At 70.3% G+C, this 20,334-nt stretch carries 17 protein-coding genes and 1 pseudogene; 5 read left to right on the plus strand and 13 right to left on the minus strand.

The features are described from left to right. Window position 1: 1 nt before the first annotated feature. The 4 genes from ON38_RS15105 to ON38_RS15120 are packed head-to-tail and all read right to left on the minus strand — an operon-like array spanning window position 2 to window position 5,843. Complete coding sequence (locus ON38_RS15105; protein ID WP_039825398.1) at window positions 2-637, minus strand: TetR/AcrR family transcriptional regulator; 636 nt, start codon at window positions 635-637, stop codon at window positions 2-4. 57 nt (window positions 638-694) lie between these two features. Continuing rightward, window positions 695-1,687: a methylmalonyl Co-A mutase-associated GTPase MeaB gene (gene meaB / locus ON38_RS15110; protein WP_039825399.1), complete on the minus strand. Its 993-nt coding sequence runs from the start codon at window positions 1,685-1,687 to the stop codon at window positions 695-697. After that, a complete protein-coding gene (scpA, locus tag ON38_RS15115) occupies window positions 1,684-3,969 on the minus strand; it encodes a methylmalonyl-CoA mutase (RefSeq protein ID WP_039825400.1) in 2,286 nt (761 codons plus the stop codon). Before scpA ends, meaB begins: the two co-directional genes overlap by 4 nt. Then, window positions 3,969-5,843, minus strand: a complete 1,875-nt coding sequence (locus tag ON38_RS15120; RefSeq protein ID WP_083872701.1) for a methylmalonyl-CoA mutase family protein — start codon at window positions 5,841-5,843, stop codon at window positions 3,969-3,971. Before ON38_RS15120 ends, scpA begins: the two co-directional genes overlap by 1 nt. A 446-nt stretch (window positions 5,844-6,289) precedes the next feature. On the opposite strand from ON38_RS15120, the gene ON38_RS15125 reads away from it, so the two are divergent. Together ON38_RS15125 and ON38_RS34945 are read left to right on the plus strand one after the other, a co-directional pair. Then, a complete protein-coding gene (locus ON38_RS15125; RefSeq protein WP_039825401.1) occupies window positions 6,290-6,985 on the plus strand; it encodes a TVP38/TMEM64 family protein in 696 nt (231 codons plus the stop codon). 119 nt (window positions 6,986-7,104) lie between these two features. Continuing rightward, window positions 7,105-7,284: pseudogene (locus ON38_RS34945) on the plus strand (ABC transporter); the annotation flags it as partial. On the opposite strand, the gene ON38_RS15135 reads toward ON38_RS34945, so the two are convergent. The 5 genes from ON38_RS15135 to ON38_RS15155 all read right to left on the minus strand — a co-directional run bounded on the left by ON38_RS15135 (window position 7,275) and on the right by ON38_RS15155 (window position 13,814). Continuing rightward, window positions 7,275-8,960: a tetratricopeptide repeat protein gene (locus tag ON38_RS15135; protein ID WP_039825403.1), complete on the minus strand. Its 1,686-nt coding sequence runs from the start codon at window positions 8,958-8,960 to the stop codon at window positions 7,275-7,277. The pseudogene ON38_RS34945 and the gene ON38_RS15135 overlap by 10 nt on opposite strands. Further along, entirely contained in the window at window positions 8,957-10,759 is a 1,803-nt protein-coding gene (locus tag ON38_RS15140) for an ABC transporter permease family protein (RefSeq protein WP_039825404.1), read from the minus strand. Before ON38_RS15140 ends, ON38_RS15135 begins: the two co-directional genes overlap by 4 nt. Then, complete coding sequence (locus ON38_RS15145; protein ID WP_245564051.1) at window positions 10,756-12,039, minus strand: ABC transporter substrate-binding protein; 1,284 nt, start codon at window positions 12,037-12,039, stop codon at window positions 10,756-10,758. The genes ON38_RS15140 and ON38_RS15145 overlap by 4 nt, the downstream gene beginning before the upstream one ends. A 117-nt stretch (window positions 12,040-12,156) precedes the next feature. Further along, window positions 12,157-13,383 (minus strand): SPFH domain-containing protein, encoded by a 1,227-nt coding sequence (locus ON38_RS15150; protein ID WP_039825405.1) that lies wholly within the window; start codon window positions 13,381-13,383, stop codon window positions 12,157-12,159. Then, window positions 13,383-13,814 (minus strand): NfeD family protein, encoded by a 432-nt coding sequence (locus ON38_RS15155; protein WP_039825468.1) that lies wholly within the window; start codon window positions 13,812-13,814, stop codon window positions 13,383-13,385. Before ON38_RS15155 ends, ON38_RS15150 begins: the two co-directional genes overlap by 1 nt. A 102-nt stretch (window positions 13,815-13,916) precedes the next feature. Here ON38_RS15155 and ON38_RS15160 point away from each other — a divergent pair, with 102 nt between their 5' ends. Both ON38_RS15160 and ON38_RS15165 read left to right on the plus strand, forming a co-directional pair. Then, window positions 13,917-14,744 carry a DUF3097 domain-containing protein gene (locus tag ON38_RS15160; protein ID WP_039825406.1) on the plus strand — a complete coding sequence of 276 codons (828 nt, stop codon included), beginning with the start codon at window positions 13,917-13,919 and terminating at the stop codon, window positions 14,742-14,744. 64 nt (window positions 14,745-14,808) lie between these two features. After that, a complete protein-coding gene (locus ON38_RS15165) occupies window positions 14,809-15,624 on the plus strand; it encodes an Rv1486c family protein (protein WP_039825407.1) in 816 nt (271 codons plus the stop codon). Window positions 15,625-15,703: 79 nt separating this feature from the next. On the opposite strand, the gene ON38_RS15170 is transcribed toward ON38_RS15165, so the two are convergent. Beyond that, window positions 15,704-16,906 carry a lipid-transfer protein gene (locus ON38_RS15170; RefSeq protein WP_039825408.1) on the minus strand — a complete coding sequence of 401 codons (1,203 nt, stop codon included), beginning with the start codon at window positions 16,904-16,906 and terminating at the stop codon, window positions 15,704-15,706. Further along, window positions 16,893-17,345 carry a Zn-ribbon domain-containing OB-fold protein gene (locus ON38_RS15175; protein WP_039825409.1) on the minus strand — a complete coding sequence of 151 codons (453 nt, stop codon included), beginning with the start codon at window positions 17,343-17,345 and terminating at the stop codon, window positions 16,893-16,895. Before ON38_RS15175 ends, ON38_RS15170 begins: the two co-directional genes overlap by 14 nt. A 105-nt stretch (window positions 17,346-17,450) precedes the next feature. On the opposite strand from ON38_RS15175, the gene ON38_RS15180 reads away from it, so the two are divergent. Then, entirely contained in the window at window positions 17,451-18,236 is a 786-nt protein-coding gene (locus ON38_RS15180) for a GTP-binding protein (protein WP_039825410.1), read from the plus strand. A gap of 76 nt (window positions 18,237-18,312) precedes the next feature. Here the strand turns inward: ON38_RS15180 and ON38_RS15185 are convergent, their stop codons facing one another. Together ON38_RS15185 and inhA are read right to left on the minus strand one after the other, a co-directional pair. After that, window positions 18,313-19,371 carry a ferrochelatase gene (locus tag ON38_RS15185; protein ID WP_039825411.1) on the minus strand — a complete coding sequence of 353 codons (1,059 nt, stop codon included), beginning with the start codon at window positions 19,369-19,371 and terminating at the stop codon, window positions 18,313-18,315. Between the two features lie 24 nt (window positions 19,372-19,395). Beyond that, window positions 19,396-20,229: an NADH-dependent enoyl-ACP reductase InhA gene (inhA, locus tag ON38_RS15190; RefSeq protein WP_039825412.1), complete on the minus strand. Its 834-nt coding sequence runs from the start codon at window positions 20,227-20,229 to the stop codon at window positions 19,396-19,398. Between the last annotated feature and the right edge of the window lie 105 nt (window positions 20,230-20,334).

The following is a 20,334-nucleotide window of genomic DNA, read 5'->3' on the forward strand; positions in this document are numbered from 1 at the left end:
TTCAGCTCCCGGCATTCGGTACGGGCAGCCCGGCGGCCACCTGGGTGAGCGCCGCACGCAATGTGACGGCGAGGGATGCGGGCGGCCTGGTGGTCCGGGAGTGCTCGGTGGCCACCGCACAGGCCGAGCCCACCACTGCGGCGACCAGCTTCGGGTACATATCCCGGTCGGGATCCGCGCCGACGCGTCCGGCGACTGCCGCGGCCAGCTCCCGCTGCGCGAGGGCGTCGGCCTCCAGGACCGCACCGCGTACCGCCGGCCGGGACAGGATCTCCCCCACGCCCTCGGCCCAGCGGGTATCGCCCGACCATGCCTCCTGCGTATCGCCCTCACCCACTCCGAAACCGTGCAGGACTGCGGCGGTGATCGCGGTCCAGAGCGGCTCCGCCGCCGGCCGGGTGCCCAGCAGTCGGCCGATCTCGTACATGCGGTCCAGGTGCCGCGAGGCCACGGCTTCGGCCTTGCTGCCGAAATAGTTGCGGAAGGTGCGATCGGAGACACCGACGGCGGCCGCGATCTCCTCGACGGTGACCGCGTCCCAGCCCTTTTCGATCGACAGCCGGATGGTGGCGAGACTCAGCGCGAGCCGCGTCTCCCGTTTCTTGCGTGCCCGTAGCCCGGGTTCGGCATCGTCCATGCCACCCAGGGTACATATAATTTCCGAAATGGAAAGATTTCCATGGCGGAAACTTTTTTAGCTGTCGAAGGCGTCCAACAGCCGCTCCGCGGCCAGCGCCGCGGTCAGGGTCCCGGCGCGGACATCGCGCTCCACTTCGCCGCGCAGCGCCTTCACCTTCGGGTTGTCGGCCAGCCGGCGAAGCAACTGGTCGTGCACCATGGTCCAGGTCCAATCCACCTGCTGACGGCGGCGTTTCTCGGCGAACTCGCCCGCGTCGGTGAGCACCCGGCGGTGTTCGAGCACGGTCTGCCAGAACTTCTCCAGACCGACCCCCTCCAAGCCGCTCATGGTCAGCACCGGCGGCCGCCACAGCGCGTCGTGCGGATGGATCAGCCGCAGCGCCCCGGACAGTTCCCGGGCCGCCGATTTCGCCTCGATCTCATGCTTACCGTCGGCCTTGTTCACTGCGACCAGATCGGCCAGTTCCAGGACACCCTTCTTGATGCCCTGCAACTGGTCTCCGGTGCGCGCCAAGGTGAGGAAGCAGAAGACATCGACCATGTTCGCCACGGTCACCTCGGACTGCCCCACACCGACGGTTTCCACCAGGATGACGTCGTACCCGGCCGCCTCGAGCAGCACGATCGTCTCGCGGGTCGCCTTCGCCACCCCGCCGAGGGTGCCCGCCGTCGGCGACGGGCGGATGAAGGCGTTCTCCTCCACCGACAGCCGCGCCATCCGGGTCTTGTCACCGAGAATCGAACCGCCGGTGCGGGTGGACGACGGATCCACCGCCAGCACGGCGACCCGATGCCCCTGCCCGATCAGCTGCATACCGAGGGAGTCGATGAAGGTCGATTTACCCACCCCGGGCACCCCGGTGATCCCGACCCGATTGGACAGTGCCGCACCGGTTTCCGGGGTCAATCGCAGCAGCAGCTGCTGCGCCTGGTCCCGATGGTCGGCCCGGGTGGACTCCACCAGGGTGATCGCCCGCGCGAGGGCGGCCCGCTCACCGGAGCGGACCGCCTGCGCGAGTGCTTCCACGTCGACGACACGTGCGCTCATCCCTGGGATTCGACCCCGGATTCGCTGCCGCCGGAACCGAGTTCGTGCCCGAGCGCGGCACCGAGCTTGCGCAGCAGATCGATCGCCGCGTCGGCGATCACGGTGCCCGGCGGGAAGATCGCCGCAGCGCCCGCCTCGTACAGCTCGTCGAAGTCACCGGGCGGGATGACCCCGCCGACGATGACCATGATGTCGGGCCGGCCGACATCGGCCAGTGCCTGCCGCAGGGCGGGCACCAGCGTGAGGTGACCGGCGGCCAGCGAGGACACACCGACGACGTGCACGTCGTTGTCCGCCGCCTGGCGGGCCACCTCTTCGGGGGTCTGGAACAGCGGGCCCACATCGACGTCGAACCCGAGATCGGCGAAGGCCGTGGCGATCACCTTCTGGCCGCGGTCGTGCCCGTCCTGGCCCATCTTCGCGACCAGGATGCGCGGACGCCGGCCCTCGGCCTCGGCGAACTCGTCCACCAGATCCCCGGCGGTGGTGATGTTGGTGACCTTGCCGGCTTCGTCGCGATACACACCGGACAGCGTACGGATCTCGGCCTGATGCCGGCCGTAGACCTTCTCCAGCGCGTCGGAGATCTCGCCGACGGTGGCCTTCGCGCGCGCGGCATCGATGGCCAGCGCCAGCAGGTTGTTCTCCATTCCGCCCGCGGACGAGGCAGCGGCCCGACCGAGCTCACCCAGCGCCCGGTCCACCGCGTCCTGATCACGGTCGGCCCGCAACTGCCGCAGCTTCTCGATCTGCTCGGCGCGCACCCGGGAGTTCTCGACCTTGAGGACCTCGACCTCGTGGTCCTCGGCCACCTGGTACTTGTTCACGCCGATCACCGGCTGCTGACCGGTATCGATCCGCGCCTGGGTGCGGGCCGCGGCCTCCTCGATACGCAGCTTGGGAATGCCCTCGCCGATGGCCTGGGCCATCCCGCCGTGCGCCTCCACCTCGGCGATATGCGCCCGGGCCCGTTCGGCGAGCTGATGGGTCAGCCATTCGACGTAGTAGGAACCGCCCCACGGGTCGATCGGCCGCGTGGTGTTGGACTCCTGCTGGATCAGCAACTGGGTGTTGCGCGCGATGCGGGCCGAGAAATCGGTCGGCAGCGCGAGGGCCTCGTCGAGCGCGTTGGTGTGCAGCGACTGGGTGTGGCCCTGCGTCGCGGCCATGGCCTCGATACAGGTGCGGGCCACGTTGTTGTACGCGTCCTGCGCGGTCAGTGACCAGCCGGAGGTCTGCGAATGGGTTCGCAGCGACAGCGATTTCGGGTTCTTCGGATCGAACTTCGCGACCAGTTCGCTCCACAGCAACCGGCCCGCCCGGAGCTTGGCGACCTCCATGAAGAAGTTCATGCCGATGGCCCAGAAGAACGACAGCCGCGGCGCGAACTTGTCGATCTCCATGCCCGCGTCGATCCCGGCCCGCAGGTACTCCACGCCGTCGGCGAGGGTGTAGGCGAGTTCCAGATCGGCGGTCGCCCCGGCTTCCTGAATGTGGTAGCCGGAAATCGAGATGGAGTTGAACTTCGGCATCTTCGCGCTGGTGTAGGCGAAGATATCGGAAATGATCCGCATCGAGGGCTTGGGCGGATAGATGTAGGTGTTGCGGACCATGAACTCTTTCAGAATATCGTTCTGAATGGTTCCGGCCAGCTGTTCGGGCGTCACGCCCTGCTCTTCGGCGGCCACGACGTACAGCGCCAGGATCGGCAGCACCGCGCCGTTCATGGTCATCGACACACTGACCTGGTCCAGCGGGATCTGATCGAAGAGCTGGCGCATGTCCAGAATGGAATCGATGGCGACACCGGCCATGCCGACATCACCCTGCACCCGGGGATGGTCGGAGTCGTAGCCACGGTGGGTGGCCAGGTCGAACGCCACCGACAGACCCTTCTGCCCCGCCTGCAGATTACGGCGGTAGAAGGCATTGGAATCCGCGGCCGTGGAGAATCCCGCGTACTGGCGGATCGTCCACGGCTGGTTCACATACATCGTCGGGTACGGCCCGCGCACGAACGGCGCGACACCGGGCACGCTGTCGAGCGGGAAACCGGCTTCGGCGACGGCATCACGATCGGCCTTGGTGAACACCGGCGGGACATCGATCCCCTCCGGGGTCGACCACACCAGTTGCTCGGGCGCGTAGTTGTTCGCCGCGGCCGCCTCCTGCACGAAGGAATCGCGGGCGCTCTCGTCCGCCGTGCCGGGGGTGAAACCCGGCTCGGTGAGTGGTACGTCGGCGAAACTGCCGACCTCCTGCTCGATTCGCTGTGTCGTCATCAGGCTCCCACCTTCTCCAGCAGGGCGGTCAGGGCGGCGACCGCGTCGATCCGGGCCGCCAGGAACCCGTCCGGACGCCGGGCCTCCTCGATACCGGCCACGACCTTCTCCGGACCGGCCAGCAGCACGGTCCCGACCCCGGCGCCGCGCAATTGTTCCACCGCGCCGGCCGCATCGGTGCCGTAGCGCGCGTCGGTACCGCAGAGCACCGCGATCGCGGCGCCGGATTCCTTTGCCGCCGTGGCGATATCGCTCTCGGCGAGCGGGCCGGGATTGATGGATTCGATACCACCGGACGCCAGCAGGTTGGCAATGAAGGTGACCCGCACGTTGTGCTCGGCCACCGTGCCCAGCGGCACCAGCAGCGCTTGCGGACGACGGCCGTGCGCCGCGAGGTAGGCATCCGAGCGATCGCGCAGCGCGTCGAAAGCGGCGCCGTACCGCCGGCCGGGGCCGGCTGTGCGGGCGGCCTCCGACAGCGGGGCCTCGGCGAGGTTCGGGAATTCGTTCACCCCGGTCACGGCCGTACGGCGATGGGCGATATCGCTTTCCCGGCGAGTGTGCGTCTCGGCGATCCGGGTGGCCACCAGGCCCGAGTCCAGGGCGGCCCGGTAGCCGCCGGCGGCTTCCAGCTCCTGCATGAACTCCCAGGCGGCGGTGGCCAGTTCGTCGGTGTAGCGCTCGACGTACCACGAACCCGCGCCGGGGTCCTGGACGTGTCCGAGATGGGATTCCTCGAGCAGCAGCAGCTGGGTGTTGCGGGCCATCCGTTCGGAGAACGACGCGGAGACGCCGAGTTCACCGGCGGGCAGCGCGGAATCGAAGGGCAGCACGGTGACGGTGTCGGCGCCGCCCACCCCGGCACCGAAGGCGGCGAGGGTGGTACGCAGCAGGTTCACCCAGGGGTCACGCCGGCTCATCATGGCTGCCGAGGTCACCGCGTGCTGCGGGGCCGCGCCCTCCGACGGCGCGCCCAGCGCGTGGGCGACCCGCGCCCACAGGCGCCGCGCGGCCCGGAACTTGGCGATGGTGGCGAACTGGTCGTCGGTGGCGGCGAACCGGAACTCCAGCTGCCGCAGCGCTTCGGGGACCGGGATCTCCCCGGCCAGCACGCGCAGGTATTCGAGTCCGGCGGCGACGGCCGCGCCCAGTTCCTGGGCGTCGGAGGCGCCGGCGTCGTGGAAGGCGGTGCCGTCCACGGTGATCGCCCGGACGGTTTCGGGCCGCTGCCCGGCGGCGACGGCCAGGGCCGTGGTCTCGGCAAGCCCGATATCCTCGGTTCCGGCGAACATGCTGGTGAGGGGTGCCGCGCCGAGGGTCACCCGGATGGCGGCACGATCGGGCGCCGAGTACCGGTCGAGCACCTCGTAGACCGCCGCGGCCGCCGCCGCGGTCTCGGTCCCGGCGCGCAGGGCAAGCGGCGCCAGCTCGAACAGCAGACCGTCGAGAGCGGCGGGGATATCGGTCACCGGCACACCGTGCGCACCGACCCCGAGTTCCACGGCGCTCAGACCGTTCTCCAGCCCGCCGGTGATCTCCCGGTTGGCGGACGCGGCGTCGGCGGCGCCGATCCGGGCGCTCACGAACCAGCCGCGGTGGACATCACGGGTGGCGTCGCCGCCGCGGACGAACGGATAGGCGCCGGGCAGCGGCTGCTCGGGCAGCTCGTCCCGGCGCGTGTACAGCGGCGCGATACTCAGCCCGTCGTAGGTGGACTGGTTCAGTAGCTTTTCGGGTTCCGCACCGAGTTCGGCCGCGTCGACCTTGCGGGTCTTGGCCAGCACTCCCGCCACACCCTTGCGCCAGGCGGGATATTCGGGCACCGCGGACGAGGACGGATCAGCTCCGGCCGCGGGCTCTGCAGCAATCGGCATACCCTGTTCCCTCATTGTCGTTCCAGTACAAGCGCACCACAGGTGTGCGCGGGTACCTTGGCATCCGCCCAGCTCAGCGAATACTTTGGTTAACGGGCATTCAGCCCGCTCCTCCGATGCTAGCGGGATGCCCGTACGGCATCGTCCGTGGCCACCACTACCAGCGAGTAACCTCGCGGCGGCCGACATCGTCGCGCCTGCTCATCGGCGTCCGCGACACGGGCCCAACCGAAGAAACCACCGGCGCGCGGGCGGCACAGCGCGTTCCGATCGGTGGTCTGCGCGGCGGCGGGGACCGCGACAACGACCTCCTGCGGCGGGGTGTGCCTTGCGTGCTCCGCCCACCGGCCGCATGCCGTGGACGGTCCGGCCGCCGCCCGGGCCCCGACGCGATCGCTTCCGCACCGATCGGCGAGCCCCCGCCGGCCGACCGGTAACCTCGGCCGGTGTCCCGAATCCTCCGCGACCGACGGTTGGTCCTGCTAGTGTGCTGCGCCGCCCTCGTCTGCGCGGCGGCACTGCTGACCCCCCTGCCGAGCCCCGAGCAGATCCAGCAGTGGGCCGGGCAGGCCGGTCCCTACTTCCCGGTGCTGTTCTTCGTGGCACACACCCTGATCACCATCGCGCCCCTCCCGCGGACCGTGTTCACGGTGGCCTCGGGCCTGCTGTTCGGACCCGTGGTCGGGCTCGCGGTGGCCGTGGGTGCCACCGTGCTCAGCGCCGCGGCCGCCTTTCTGCTGGCGCGCGCCTACGGACGAGAGCGGGTGGGCATGTATCTCGACCATCCCACCGTGCGGATCGTGGACGAGCGTCTGCACCGGCGGGGCTGGCTGGCCGTGGGCGCGCTCCGATTGATCGCCTTCGCACCGTTCTCGGTGGTCAACTATTCCTGCGCCCTGTCCTCGATCCGCTTCTGGCCGTATCTGGGCGCGACGGTGATCGGGATCCTGCCCGGCACCGCCGCCACCGTCATCCTGGCCGACGCGCTGACCGGCGGCACCCATCCGGTGATGGTGGGGGTCTCGATCGCCTGCATCGCCGCCGGGTTGCTGGGCCTGGTGATCGATCAGCGGTGGAAACCGGCGGTGGCGGAACCGGTGACCGTCCTCGACCGACCGTCGGAGGCGACACCGCGCCCATGATCCCCCGGCCGGCGGTGGTGGTGGCGCTCACCGCCGGCCCCGGAAATCCCCAGCCGGTGGATACGGCCGCACCGCAGCTTCCCGGCCCGACCGGATCGGCCGAATTCTCCGGCCGCGACCTGGCCGTGCCGAACACCGGCCGTGGCACCTCGGATGCGGTCAATGTGCGCTATCCGGCGCTCTACGAGACCGGCGCGGAGATCGCGACCCTCGAGCTCGAGATCCCCAACGACGGCGACGACCAACCGACCTGGCGGCTGTACCGTGTGCTGTCCGTGCCGGCGGCGGGTCAGGGCTGATCCGTTTCCTCGCGGTCTTCCAGCGGCCAGCGCTCGAAGTCCGGCGGTTCGGCCACCTCGCGGATCGTGGCGGCGTGATCACTGTAGTAGCCCACATGGGCCGCGTCGGGATTGCGCCGGCCGGCCTCGGCCAGCCAGCTGTGCGCGTGGCACAGTACCTCGGCCACGTCGTGGGCCGGATCGACCTCCAGCACCAGATCGCCGTGCTCGGGGGCGACCAGTATCGCGGCGCCGAGGTGCTGCAGGCACCGCCCGATCCCGTTGTCGTCGGCCAGCGCCCGATAGACGGTCAGGGCGCGCTGCCAGCAGCGCAGGGCGCCACGCGGTTCGCCGCGCGCCCAGGCGACCGCCCCCGCGACCTCGTGCACGCGGGCCCAGCCGTCGGCGTTCTCGTCCTCGCGGGCGCGCAGTGCCGCCAGCTCCAGCCGATCCTGGGCGGCGTCGAGACGGCCCTGGTGAATATGCGCCACGGCGAGGTCGGTCAGCACACGTACCTGATTCGTCCGATCGTCACGTGGTAGCAGCCACCATGCCGCGCGCAATCGGTCCACGGCGGCGGCCAGCCTTTGCGGGGTGTCCGCCGATTCGAGCAGCGCCAGCCCGGCGGCGTGTTCGGCCCGGGCGCCGACCCCGGTGGCCCGTCGCCACCAGGGTCGCCATCGCCACGGTGGTGGCTCCTCGGCCGTTCCCGCGCGCAACTCGATGGCCCGGTGGTGACCGCCCAGCACCGCCGGCCCGAGTTCGAGCAGATCCGCCGCGACCGACCGTATTTCGCTGTTGTCGGCCGGGCCGACGGCGTACCAGGTGCCGAGCGCGTCACCGATGCGAACCAGCTGGGCGGCCGTGGCCGGCGGGATGGCCGCGGCGAAATCACCGCGGCAGCTCTGGCGCACCAGTGCGCGCAGGCGCGGCTCCTCCACCGCGAACCAGCGGCGGGCCCGCGGGCCGAACGGCACTGTGGTGACCCCGATGGCCCAGCTGGTGGCCCGGTCGGCGCTGTGGCGCAGCAGCGCGAAAAGGGCCGCCTGCCAGATCGGCCCCGCGATCGCGGTGGCCCGGTCCGGTACCGCCGGATACCTGACGAGCCGGTAGCGCTGGGTCTCATGACAGATCAGCACTCCGTCCGAGATCAGTTGCGCCAGCAGTCCGGTCGCGGTCCAGCGCTCGCCCAGGGCGATCGGCCGCTCCCCGGCCGCCGAGCTCCCGGTGTCCGGGAGGACGGCCAATTCCATGCCGACCGCCGTCAGGATCGCGTGCACGGTGGCGGCGTCGTACTCGGTGACCGGCAAGGCGTGCAGAGCGGCCGCGACCGGGTGGTCACCGAGTGCGTCATCGGGCTCGTCGCCGGGTTCCGGGGACGGCGACAGTGGTTGTGGGGCCGAGGGACCGGTGAGCGGCGGACCGTCCAGATCGGCGAGTAGATCGCGGCGGCGCCGCAACCGGCGCCGGTCCCGCCGTTCGGCGGTCAGCCGGAAACCGGTGTAGACCAGGGCCAGGACAACGAGTAGCACCGCCAGCCAGCGCAGTCCGGAGGCGACGAGCTGCACTTCGGCGCTGTCGCCGAACGAGTTCATCACCAGATTGCGGCCCAATTCCAGCAGCAGGGCCGAGGCCAGCACCGACAGACCGCTCAACACCCCCGAGACGACCGGGGTCCGCGGTAGCGGTTCTCTCATCGCAGCACCCCGCCGGTGAGGCCGGGCACGATCCAGCGCCGCCAGGTCGCCAGCACCAGCGCCACCGGTAGCAGGGCCGCGATGAGCGAACCGGCAGCCAGCTGGGCGGCGTTCTCACCGAACTGTCGCGCCTCCCCCCACAGCAGCAGTGACCAGGGTGAGGCGCCGGCACCGCTGATCAGCAGTCCGACGATGAAATCGTTCCAGACCTGGACGAATTCGAGTACCGCCACCGCGCCCAGCGCCGGGCCCGCCGAATCGAGAAGCCGGCGGCTGATGGTGCCCGGGGCCGCCAACCCGCGTAACGCGTCCGCCGCCGGGCTACCCGGCGGGGCCGCGATCGCGCCGCGCAGGATCAGGACCGCGATCGGCAGACCGGCCGCGGCGTGCACGAGCACGAGCGGCACCCGGGTGCCGGACAGGCCGTGGTCGTCGATGAAAATGTCCAGCGCACCCAGATACGCCTGGACCGGCAGCACGGCCAGCACCACCAGCGCGGTGACGAGGGTGCGGGTCGCCCATCCGGCGGGAGCCACCGCGAGCCGGTAGGCCAGTGGCGCGGCGGCGGCCACCACGATAACGGTCGCGAGCAGTGCCACCCAGAAGGTCGCCTCGACCGAATGCAGCAACCACCTGTCACGCCACACATCGGTGAACGCGGCCGCCGACCAACCGTCCGGCCCACGGAAGGCCACCACCGCGAGCACCACCAGCGGTACCACCGCGGCCACCGATACCGCGCCGATCACCACGCCCCGGGCCCGGCCGGCGACCGTATGGTCGGCAGGTGGGGCGGGCATCCGGTCGGCGGGATGGGCGGCGGGCGGGAAACCGGCGCGACGGTCCCGGAGGTCGGTCTGCAGCGCCCAGGCCGCCGCTCCCAGCAAGACGGCCAGCGGGAGGGCGTAGGCGGCGGCCTCGCCCGCGGTGGCGGGGTCGGTCGCCAGCCGCCACCACGAGACGGTCGCGCTGTCCACCTGGTATCGGACCGAGCCCGGTACGCCGATGAGCACCACGTCGAATACCCGCGCCGCGGCGACCCCCACCACCAGTCCGGCCACCAGGACGATCGGCCGCTGCAGGGCGAAAAGCCGCCATATCAGCGTGAGCCCGGCCTTCTCCTGGAGCCGGGTCCAGCGCACGGGGTCGCGCTCGAGGGCTCGGATACCTGCCCGGAACACCCCGATCAGGAACCCGAGCCAGGTCCACAGAAAAGCCGACCCCAGCATCACCACGAACCAGGCGCGGTACCCCGGGAAGCCGTCGAAACCCAGCCGCGCGCCGGTGTATTGGAAGATCAAGCGGAACGCCACCCCGGACACGATCGCCGAGATACCGAACGGCACGATCAGCGGCAGCCACAACCCCCGGCTGCGCCGGCTCCACCAGGCCAGCAGCATCGCCGTGACCAGCAGCGCGGCCGCGAACGCCATCCAGTACAGGCTGCGCGCGTACGATTCGTCCGACCAGTACAGCACGGCGATCGACACCGCGCCGGCCAGCGCCGGAAGCGCCCACAGACGCCGGTTCGCACCGCGGCGGGCCGCCTTCGTCGCGGCCACGAACGCGACTGCCGCCACCACACAACCCACCACCGGCCACAATCGGGTGCGCACGGCCAGCACGGCGGTACCGGCCGCCGGTACCAGCAGCAGCGTCAGGAGCAGCACGGCCGGCAGGCAGGCGACCAGGGTGATACCGCGCTGCGGCGGGCGCCCGGGCTCCAGCGGCCCGTGCATCGGCCCGAGGGGCAGTTCCACCCGCAGGCCGTGTGCCTCGAATTCCGGTGCCGCGGTCATCGCCAACCTCTTTCGAAACGCCCCAGGGTGGTGACGGCGGTCGCGGCGGCGGCAGCGATATCACCGCCGGTGTCACCGACGGTGAGCAGGAATTCGGTGAGCACCCGCCACAATCCGTCACGACCGCCGACCGCGCCGATACGGTCGGACAGATCGAAATCCGGCCAGTCGGCCAGTGCGGCGGCGATGGGCGCCGACCAGCTCGAATAGCGAGCCCGGGTGTGCAGGTTGGGGCCGAGGAACCCGCCGACCTGTTCGATCCACGGCACCGGCGCCTGCTCGGCCGCCAGCGCGGCCACCACCGCGTCCGCGCGTGGATCCGCCGAGCGCGTCAGCACCATCACATCGCCGCCCACGATGCGCGGGGTCTCCCCGCCCGGGCGCACGCCCGGAAAGGGCACCACCGTGGCCGCTTCTCCGGTCCGCCCCGACCGCCGTAGCGCGTCGCGTACCACCGGCTCGGCGAAATCCGGCGCCGCCACCGCCAGCGCCCGCCGGTGCTCGAAAACATCCCGTACCGCGTCGGCGAACTGTTCGGTCAGCGCGGTGCCCAACCCACCCGGTAATCCGTCCCGGATACCCCACAGCCCACCCAGCCGGGTGAAGGTCTTGTACACCGGCGCCGCGTCCCAGGTCCGCAACCCGGCGCCCAGGTCGCGATACACCTGCGGCGATTCGGCCAGCAGCAGATTCTCGAACAGGTCGGTGAGCACCCAGCCGTCGGCGGCACCCAGGGCGAGCAGCCGCCGGGACGACCCGGCGGTTTCGCGCACCCCCGCGAGCCAGTCGTCGACCGTCCAACCGGCCGGATCCCCCAGCCCGGACGCGGCGAAACCGTCCCGGTCGTACCAGATCAGCGATTTTCCGCTCGCCTTGAACGGCACCCCGTAGACCCGGCCCTCATAGTGGCACAGTTGCCGCCACTGCTCGCCGTAACGCGGCCCGTCCGGGCCGGACCACAGATCCGCCGGCGCCTCCCGCAACCGCCCGGCGGTGACCAGATCCCGGACCTGCCCGGCCTGTGGCAGCATGACGATATCCGGTGCCGACCGGCCGCGCGCGGTGAGCGCGGTGCCGATCTCGTCCCCCAGCGGCACCACCTCGACCGGCGCCGGCAGGGCCGCGGCGTCGAGCACCGACCGGAAAGCCGTCAATTCCAGACCGCTCCAGGCGACCGCCACCCGGACCGCTGCCCGATCGCCGAGCAGCACATCCGGTGAGCAGGCGACCAGCAGTGGCATGAGCGCGGCCGTCCGGAGCACGGCACGACGTGTTCTCACGATCCCCCGATGCGCTTGTCCGGCAGTGGGTTCCGATTATGACCCAGGTGCCGGTCGGGCGCGTGCTGTTCGGCGAACCCGCCGGAATCGCCCGCGGTGGCGATCCCGGCGCCGCGCCTACCGGCCCGGGTGCTGCTGCGGCGGGACGCCGGGTTGCTGCGGTGCGATCCCGGGTGCGGGCTGCTGCGGCGGCAGGGCCGCCGGTCCGGCGGGCTGACCCGGTTTGGTGGTCGTCACCGGCGCGGCGGTGTCGACCGGGGTCCGGGCGACCGACTCCGCGGCGCGGACCGCCCGCTCCACCGCCGGATCGGTGCTGGTATCGAACCAATCGGCCACCTCGTCGGAATCGTCGCCCGGCTTGCCGGGGACCTCCTCGTCGGCGGGCGGCTCGTACCGGAACACTCCGTCCTCCCCCTGCGTCGCGAAGTTCTTCGCGAAACCCTCCAGCGCCTTGCCGAAGTCGCTCGGCACGAGCCACACCTTGTTCGCGTCGCCGCGGGCGACCATGGGCAGGGTCTGCATGTACTGGTAGGCCAGCAGTTCGGGTGTGGGTTTACCGGACTTGATCGCCGCGAAGACCTTCTCGATGGCCTTGGCCTGACCCTGGGCCTGCAGGTACGAGGCGGCGCGTTCACCCTGGGCACGCAGGATCCGGCTCTGCCGCTCACCCTCGGCCGACAGGATCGCCGACTGCTTCGCACCCTCGGCCGACAGGATCTGCGCCTGTTTGGCGCCCTCGGCGGTTTTGATCTGCGATTCCCGGGTGCCCTCGGCGGTGAGGATCATGGCCCGCTTCTCCCGGTCCGCCTTCATCTGCTTCTCCATCGATTCCTGGATCGACGGCGGCGGATCGATGGATTTGAGCTCGACCCGCGCCACTCGCAGACCCCAGCGGCCGGTGGCTTCGTCGAGTACTCCGCGCAGCTGGTTGTTGATCTGGTCGCGGGAGGTCAGTGTCTCCTCCAGCGTCATCCCGCCGACCACATTGCGCAGCGTGGTGACGGTGAGCTGTTCGACGGCGGCGATGTAGTTGGAGATCTCGTAGACCGCGGCCTGCGGCTGCGTGACCTGGAAATACACCACCGAGTCGATCTGCAGGGTCAGATTGTCCTGGGTGATCACCGGTTGCGGCGGGAAGGACACCACCCGTTCGCGCAGATCGACCTTGGCGCGGATCCGGTCGACGAACGGGATCAGGAAGGTCAGCTGTCCCGAGACCGTCCGGGAGTACCGGCCGAGCCGTTCGATCACCGCCGCCTCGGCCTGGGGCACCAGTGCGATGGATTTGAACACGACCACCGCCGCGAGCAATACCAGTGCCAGGACGATTATGAGTGCAGCCATTACGGCCCTTTCCAGACGACGGCGGTCGCGCCGTCGATCTTCATCACGTACACGGTCGCGCCCTCCGGGTACTGCTCCGCCGGATCCAGAGAACGCGCGGTCCACACCTCGCCGCCCAACTTCACCAGACCGGCGTGCTCACCCACCGGTTCCAGCACCAGCGCGGTCCGACCCGGCAGAGCGTCGGCATTGGTCAGCGTGGGCGGCGGAGTCCCGAAGCGCCGCAACAGAACCGGCCGGACCCCCAGCAGCAGTACCACCGCGGAGACGGCGAACACCACCGCGTCGACCACCGGTGCGGTGTCGGCGAGGAAGCTCACCCCCGCGGTGAGCAGCGCGGCGGAACCGAGCATCAGCAGAGTCAGTTCGCCGACGAACATCTCCGCAGCCGCCAGCAGTATGCCGGCGACCAACCAGACAAGTGCGGCCACACCGCCCACCATAGTGCGCTATCCGCTGTCCCGGGGCCGGACCGGCGACACCCCCGGACCGCGGACCGCCACGGCGGCGGCGAGTGCACTACGTTCGGGCCGGTGAGCGATCGATACGGTGACATCTTCTCCGGCCATCCGCGCACCGCACGGCGCACCGTCCCGCGGGTGTCCGCCGACCCCGATCTGGTGGTCGAGGACGCGGCCAGCGGGTTCTGCGGCGCAGTGGTCGGATTCGACCGCAGCTACGACGGTGATTTCGTGAAGCTGGAGGACGCCCGCGGCGCGGTACGCCTGTTCGCACTCCGGGAGGCCGCATTCCTGATCGACGGGGAGCCGGTCACGCTCGTCCGGCCCGTGGCACCCGCGCCCGCCCGGCCCGAACGCTCCGCATCGGGTTCCACCCGGGTCGAGGGGCTACGGGCGAAAGTGGCCGCGCCCAGCCGGATCTGGGTCGAGGGCGTACACGACGCGGCGCTCGTGGAACGGGTCTGGGGCCACGATCTGCGGGTCGAGGGTGTGGTGGTCGAACATCTCGAGGGGCTGGACAATCTCGGCGCCCGGCTCACCGATTTCGGCCCCGGCCCCGGTAGACGAGTCGGTGTCCTGGTCGATCACCTGGTCACCGGATCCAAGGAGACCCGGCTGACCACCGGCCTCGGCGAGCACGTCCTGGTCACCGGGCACCCGTACGTGGATGTCTGGCAGGCGGTGAAGCCCACGGTGCTGGGCATCCCGGAGTGGCCGCGGGTGCCGCGTGGCGAGGACTGGAAGACCGGAGTGTGCCGGCGGCTCGGCTGGGGCACGCCGCAGGAGGGCTGGCGCCGGGTGTATTCGGCGGTGAACTCGTTCCGCGATCTGGAGGCCCCGTTACTCGGCGCGGTGGAACGGCTGATCGACTTCGTGACCGAACCGGGCGGACCATTCTAACCCTCGGAAACAGCCTGCGCAGAGGCTGCCCGCCGGTCGCCGACACCCTTTATGCTCGATGATTATGTGCTCTCCCAGTGCCACCCTCACGCTGTGGGCCGGATCGTGGCTCGCGGGTCGCAGCGCGCCCGACGACGTGCTCGAGGCGCTGCACGCCTGGGCGTCGCGGCATACGCTCGCGGCCGGGGACCCGGTCACCGGCGGGCGCACCGACCTGCCGTGGTCCGCGCACGGGAACGCGAACGGCACCGGAGTCATGCCGTTGCTCAAACTGATTCGTGAGGAACTGGCCGTCCCCGGAGCGGAGCTGCGCCTGGTGCTGCCGGTGCCCGGCGATGTCCGCGGCCTGCCGGCCGGCACCGCCTTCGCCGCCGACGCGGTGGAATCCGGGGAGGGCATCCTGCTGGGTGTTCCGGGCGCCGAGGGCACCGGGCTCATTCCCTACCCGGTGGACGAGGACACCCTGCAGTGGACCGTCTACAGCGTGCCGATGCCGCGCGCAGCCGGCCCCGATATGTCGCTCGGCGAGGCCGAATACGCGATGCGCGAAGCCGTCCGGGACGCGGCGGACGCGCTGATGCGCCTGCACACCACCGGCCTCGGCGCCGGTGACTCCGATCCACGCGAACTCATCGAGGCCGAACTCGCCGACTATTCGCGGCACATCTATCCCGAGTGCGTCCCGTTGCGCGCCAAACGGATCCTGGATTCGGCCGACCACGTGGCGGCGATCCTGACGGTGGCCCAGCGCGAGCCCGCCTCCGCACCGACATCGGCCAGCGCCGCCACCGCCCACGAGACCCTGCTGCGGCCCCTGTGGGACGCCATCCGCGCGGCCCGTCTCGTCGCGGTACACACCGCCGCGCCGCAATCCCGCTGATCCGCGCCCTGGGGGCCCGCCGCGCACAGCGGGCCCCGACACGCCACGACCGCTGGATCGGGATGCCGAGCTGTCCGCCTCAGCGGGAAGCGATGAGCGCCGACCCGTGGCCGAACAGACCCTGGTTCACCGCGATACCCGCCCGGGCGTTCTCCACCTGGCGGCCGTCGGCCTGCCCGCGCAGCTGCCAGGTGAGTTCGCAGACCTGCGCGATCGCCTGCGCGGGGATCGCCTCACCGAAACAGGCGAGGCCGCCGCTGGGGTTCACCGGTATCCGCCCACCCAGCGTCGTGGCGCCACTGCGCAGCAGTTCCTCGGCACCGCCGGTCTCACAGAGCCCGATATCCTCGTACCAGTCCAGCTCGAGTGCGGTGGAGAGGTCGTAAACCTCCGCGAAGGACAGGTCGGAGGGCCCGAGACCGGCCTCCTCGTACGCAGCGTGCGCGATGGCGGACCGGAACGTGTGCGGCGCGGGTTCGACCGCCACGGCCGAATCGGTCGCGAAATCCGGCAGGTCGAGGACCGTTTTCGGGAATGTGGGCGTGACCGTCGACAGTGCCCGGATACGGACCGGGTCACCGATGCCGTGCCGGCGGGCGTACTCCATCGACGTCAGGACCAGGGCCGCGCCGCCGTCACTGGTCGCGCAGATATCGAGCAGCCGCAGCGGGTCGGAGACGACGGCCGAGGCCGCGACCTCCTCGGCCGCCACCTCTTTGCGGTAGCGGGCGTACGGATTGTTCAGTCCGTGTTTGGCGTTCTTGACCTTCACCGCGGCGAAGTCGTCGAGCGTGGCGCCGTGCAGCGCCATCCGGCGGCGGGCGTAGAGCGCGAAGTAGATGGGGTTGGTGGCGCCGAGCAGGTGGAAACGCAGCCAGTCCGGATCGTCGCGGCGTTCGCCGCCGACCGGCTGGAAGAAGCCCTTGGGGGCGGCGTCCGCGCCGACCACCAGCGCCACATCGGTCAGCCCGGCCAGGATCTGGGCACGGGCATTGGCGATGGCCTGCGCACCGGAGGCACAGGCGGCGTAGCTACTCGAGATGCGCGCACCCGACCAGCCCAGTGCCTGGGCGAAGGTCGCCCCGGCGACGAAACCGGGGTAGCCGTTGCGGATCGTGTCCGCGCCGGCGATATAGCCGACATCCCGGTGGTCGACACCGGCATCGGCGAGTGCCGCGCGGGCCGCGACCAGACCGTATTCGACGAAATTGCGTCCCCACTTACCCCACTGGTGCATTCCGGCACCGAGAACGGCGATATCACGATCATTACCGTCGGTCATCGATCGGCCTCCACATCCATACCGTGTGATCGGCTTCCTCGTCGGTGTAGAGCACACCGAGGGTGAGCTCTACCGGCATTCCGACGGCCAGGTCGTCCACCGTGAGTCCGCGCACGACCTGCCCGAGGATCACCATCTGCTCGAGCTCGAGCTCCACCGCCGCGACGACGTACGGCTCGAACGGATCGGGTGAGACATAGGGCGGGGGCGGCTTGTACCGGGCGTCCGCGTAGGACCAGATCCGGCCCCGCGTGGAGAACAGGTATTCGGACAGTTCCGAGCCGTCCTTCGGGCTCGCGCACTGCGGATTGCGGCAGGCCAGTGTGTTCCGCGGGAAATACGGTGTGCCGCACACATCGCAGCGACTTCCCACCAGACGTGGCGTGCCGTCGTCCGTGGTGAACCAGTCCGGTACCGCCGGGCGTTGTTCCTTCTGCACAGTCCGACACTATAGGAACACGTTCTATTTCGGGACAGGAACACGTTCCATTTCTGCGTGGAAATCGCCTCCGCCGAGGTACCGGCAGCGGTACCGTGAAGCGCGATGGATAGCAGAGCCGTCGACCCGCAGTCGATCCGAAACGTCACGATCGCCGGGGAGCCCGCCGAGACGGCGCGGGTGGTCCGGCGCCTGCTCCACGGGTACACGGGGGGCCGCTCGGCCACCGTGGTCCACCGGGCGCCAGGAGACGTCGAATGCATGATCCGCGTAGCCGAGTTGTCGAGTCACGCGCCCATCGCGGATCTGGAACGGTCCATCCGGGTGGCCGACGGGGCTGTCGTGGTCCTGAACGCCGCGATGGCGAGCGCCGCGCGACTCGAAACGATCCTGCGGATGGCCGACGACCATCAGGTGGCGCGGTTGTGCCTGGTCACCGGCCTCGATCATCCCGCCGCCGACTTCGACCGTTGTGTTCGCGCCATTACCGAGACGCGCGGGGCGCGGCCGCTGACGCTGCACCTACCGCTCGGCGTCGGCCCCGGATTCACCGGTGTCATCGACCTGGTCCCGATGTGGGCGCTCGAACCGATGGCCGCCGAATTCTACGGCGGCCGTTGGCAAGTCGCCGAACAGTGGTACCGCGACCTGGTGGCCGCGGTGACCGAACAGGACGACGGGGATCCCGAAGATGCCCGCGGGCCGCGCAGGATCCCGCCCGAGGAGCTGCACGACCGCATCCGCTCCGTCACGCGCCTCGGTGAGGCCGTCCCGGTGCTGTGCGATACGGCGCGGCACGGGGGCGATATCGACGCGCTCCCGGACGCCGTCGTCCGCTATCTGCCCTCGCCCATGCTCGTCTGCCAACCGGAGCACGCGCTCGACTACTGACCGACCGGCCACGGTCCGGCAGTCCACCACCGGTACCGCGGCACGCTCTCCCCGCGGCCCGCGGCCGCCGGCCGACTCACCGGCCCGCGGGCCGACGCGGCGGAGCGCAACAGTCGACGGCGCAGAGGTCGCCGTCGACCGTGCACCCGTATCCGGGCACGGTGCCGAGCCGGCGCGGTGAGACCTCGCTCAGATGTTCATCGATCAACTCGACCACCATCTCGGCGAACCGTGCATCGGTGCCGGGTGTCGCGGCCCGCGCGAAGGACAGACCGAGTTCACCGGCTTTCTCGGCGGCCTCGTTGTCCAGGTCCCAGATCACCTCGAGATGGTCGGAGACGAAGCCGACCGGACAGACGATCACGGATTCGAAACCCTTGTCCGCCAGCGTCTCCAGATGGTCGACGATATCCGGCTCCAGCCACGGGATATGCGGCGGGCCCGAACGCGATTGCCAGACCACGTCGTAATCGTCGAAACCTGCCGCGGCGGCACACAACCGGGCCGCCTCGGCGACCTGCCGGCTGTAGAGGCGCCCCCCGTCGGCCGGCGGGCCGGCCGCGATATCGGCACTCACCGGTACCGAATGCGCGGTGAAGACCAGCCGGGCGACCTCCCGATGCGCGGCGGGCAGGGTGTCGCGCGCCGCCCGTACGGCGTCGGCGAAGGCGGCCACGAACAGCGGGTGATCGAAGTACTGACGCAGCTTCACCAGATGCGGGGCATCCGGGCCCACCGCGGCGCGGGCCCGGACCATGTCCTCGTCGTACTGACGGCACCCGGAGTAGCCGCCCCAGGCCGAGGTGGGGAACACCAGTGCCGACCGGACGCCGTCCGCGGTCATCCGCGCCAGCGTGTCCTCCACCATCGGATGCCAGTTGCGGTTACCGAAGTACACCGGTAGCCGCCTGCCGGCGGCGGCCAGCTCCCGTTCCACCGCGGCGATGATGTCGCGGTTGAGGGCGTTGATCGGCGACACTCCACCGAAGTGCAGATAGTGTTGCGCGACCTCGGCGAGCCGTTCCGGGGGGACACCCCGGCCGCGCGTCACGTTCTCCAGGAACGGCAGCACATCGTCGGGACCCTCGGGACCTCCGAAGGACAGCAGCAGCAGTGCGTCGGCCGCGCGGGCCACGGTGTCTCCTCTCCGGCCGGTTCGTCAGTCCTGCGGCATGTTCTCGGGGAACCAGGTGTTGTGGCTGGCTCCGCCGTCGACGTAGATGATCGATCCGGTCGTCGCGGGCAACCAGTCCGACAGCAGCGCGACGATCGATTTACCGACCACTTCGGCGCCGCCGTCCCAGCCGATCGGCGAGGCGCCGTCCCAGTAGGTGTCGAGCTGCTTCAGCTGCTTCGCGTCATCGGTGGCGGTCCCCGCGATCGCCTTGGCGGCCAGCGTCTTGACCGGGCCGGCCGCGATGAGGTTGGACCGGATCTTCTTCGCGTAACCGACCTCGCGTGCCACGTACCGGTTCACCGATTCCAGCGCGGCCTTGGCCACACCCATCCAGTTGTAGTACGGCATGGCGGTGCGGGGGTCGAAATCCATCCCGACGATCGAGCCACGCTCGTTCATCACCGGCAGCACCGCGCGGGCAAGCGCGGCGTAGCTCCAGGCCGAGATCTCGAACGATTTCGCCGCGTCCGCACTCGGACCGTCCAGGAACGGCAGCGCGTCGGGGCCCATGAGGGTCTTCGGGGCGAAGGCGATCGAGTGCAGCACCCCGTCGATCCCCTCGGGCGCGAGGCGGCGGAGCTCGTCGGGCAGTTTGCGCAGGTCCTCGTCGTTGGTGACGTCGAGGCCGATGGCCGGCGGCACCTCCTCCGGCAGCCGCTTGGCGATCCGGTCGATCAGCCGCAACCGCTCGGTGAGGCCGGTGATGATCACCTTGGCCCCTTCCTTCTGCGCGATGGCCGCCGCGTGGAACGCGATGGAGGCATCGGTGATGATGCCGGTGACGAGGATCGTCTTGCCTTCGAGCAATCCGCCCATGAGTTGTCGATTCTCCTGAGTGTGGTGTCGTGTCCCGCCGCGCCCGGTCGAGGTGCCGACCCGGTACGGGTATCGGCGCGGCTTTCGATCTGTCCTGAACGAAGA

Source organism: Nocardia testacea NBRC 100365 (assembly GCF_000308775.1).
Taxonomy (GTDB): Bacteria; Actinomycetota; Actinomycetes; order Mycobacteriales; family Mycobacteriaceae; genus Nocardia; species Nocardia testacea.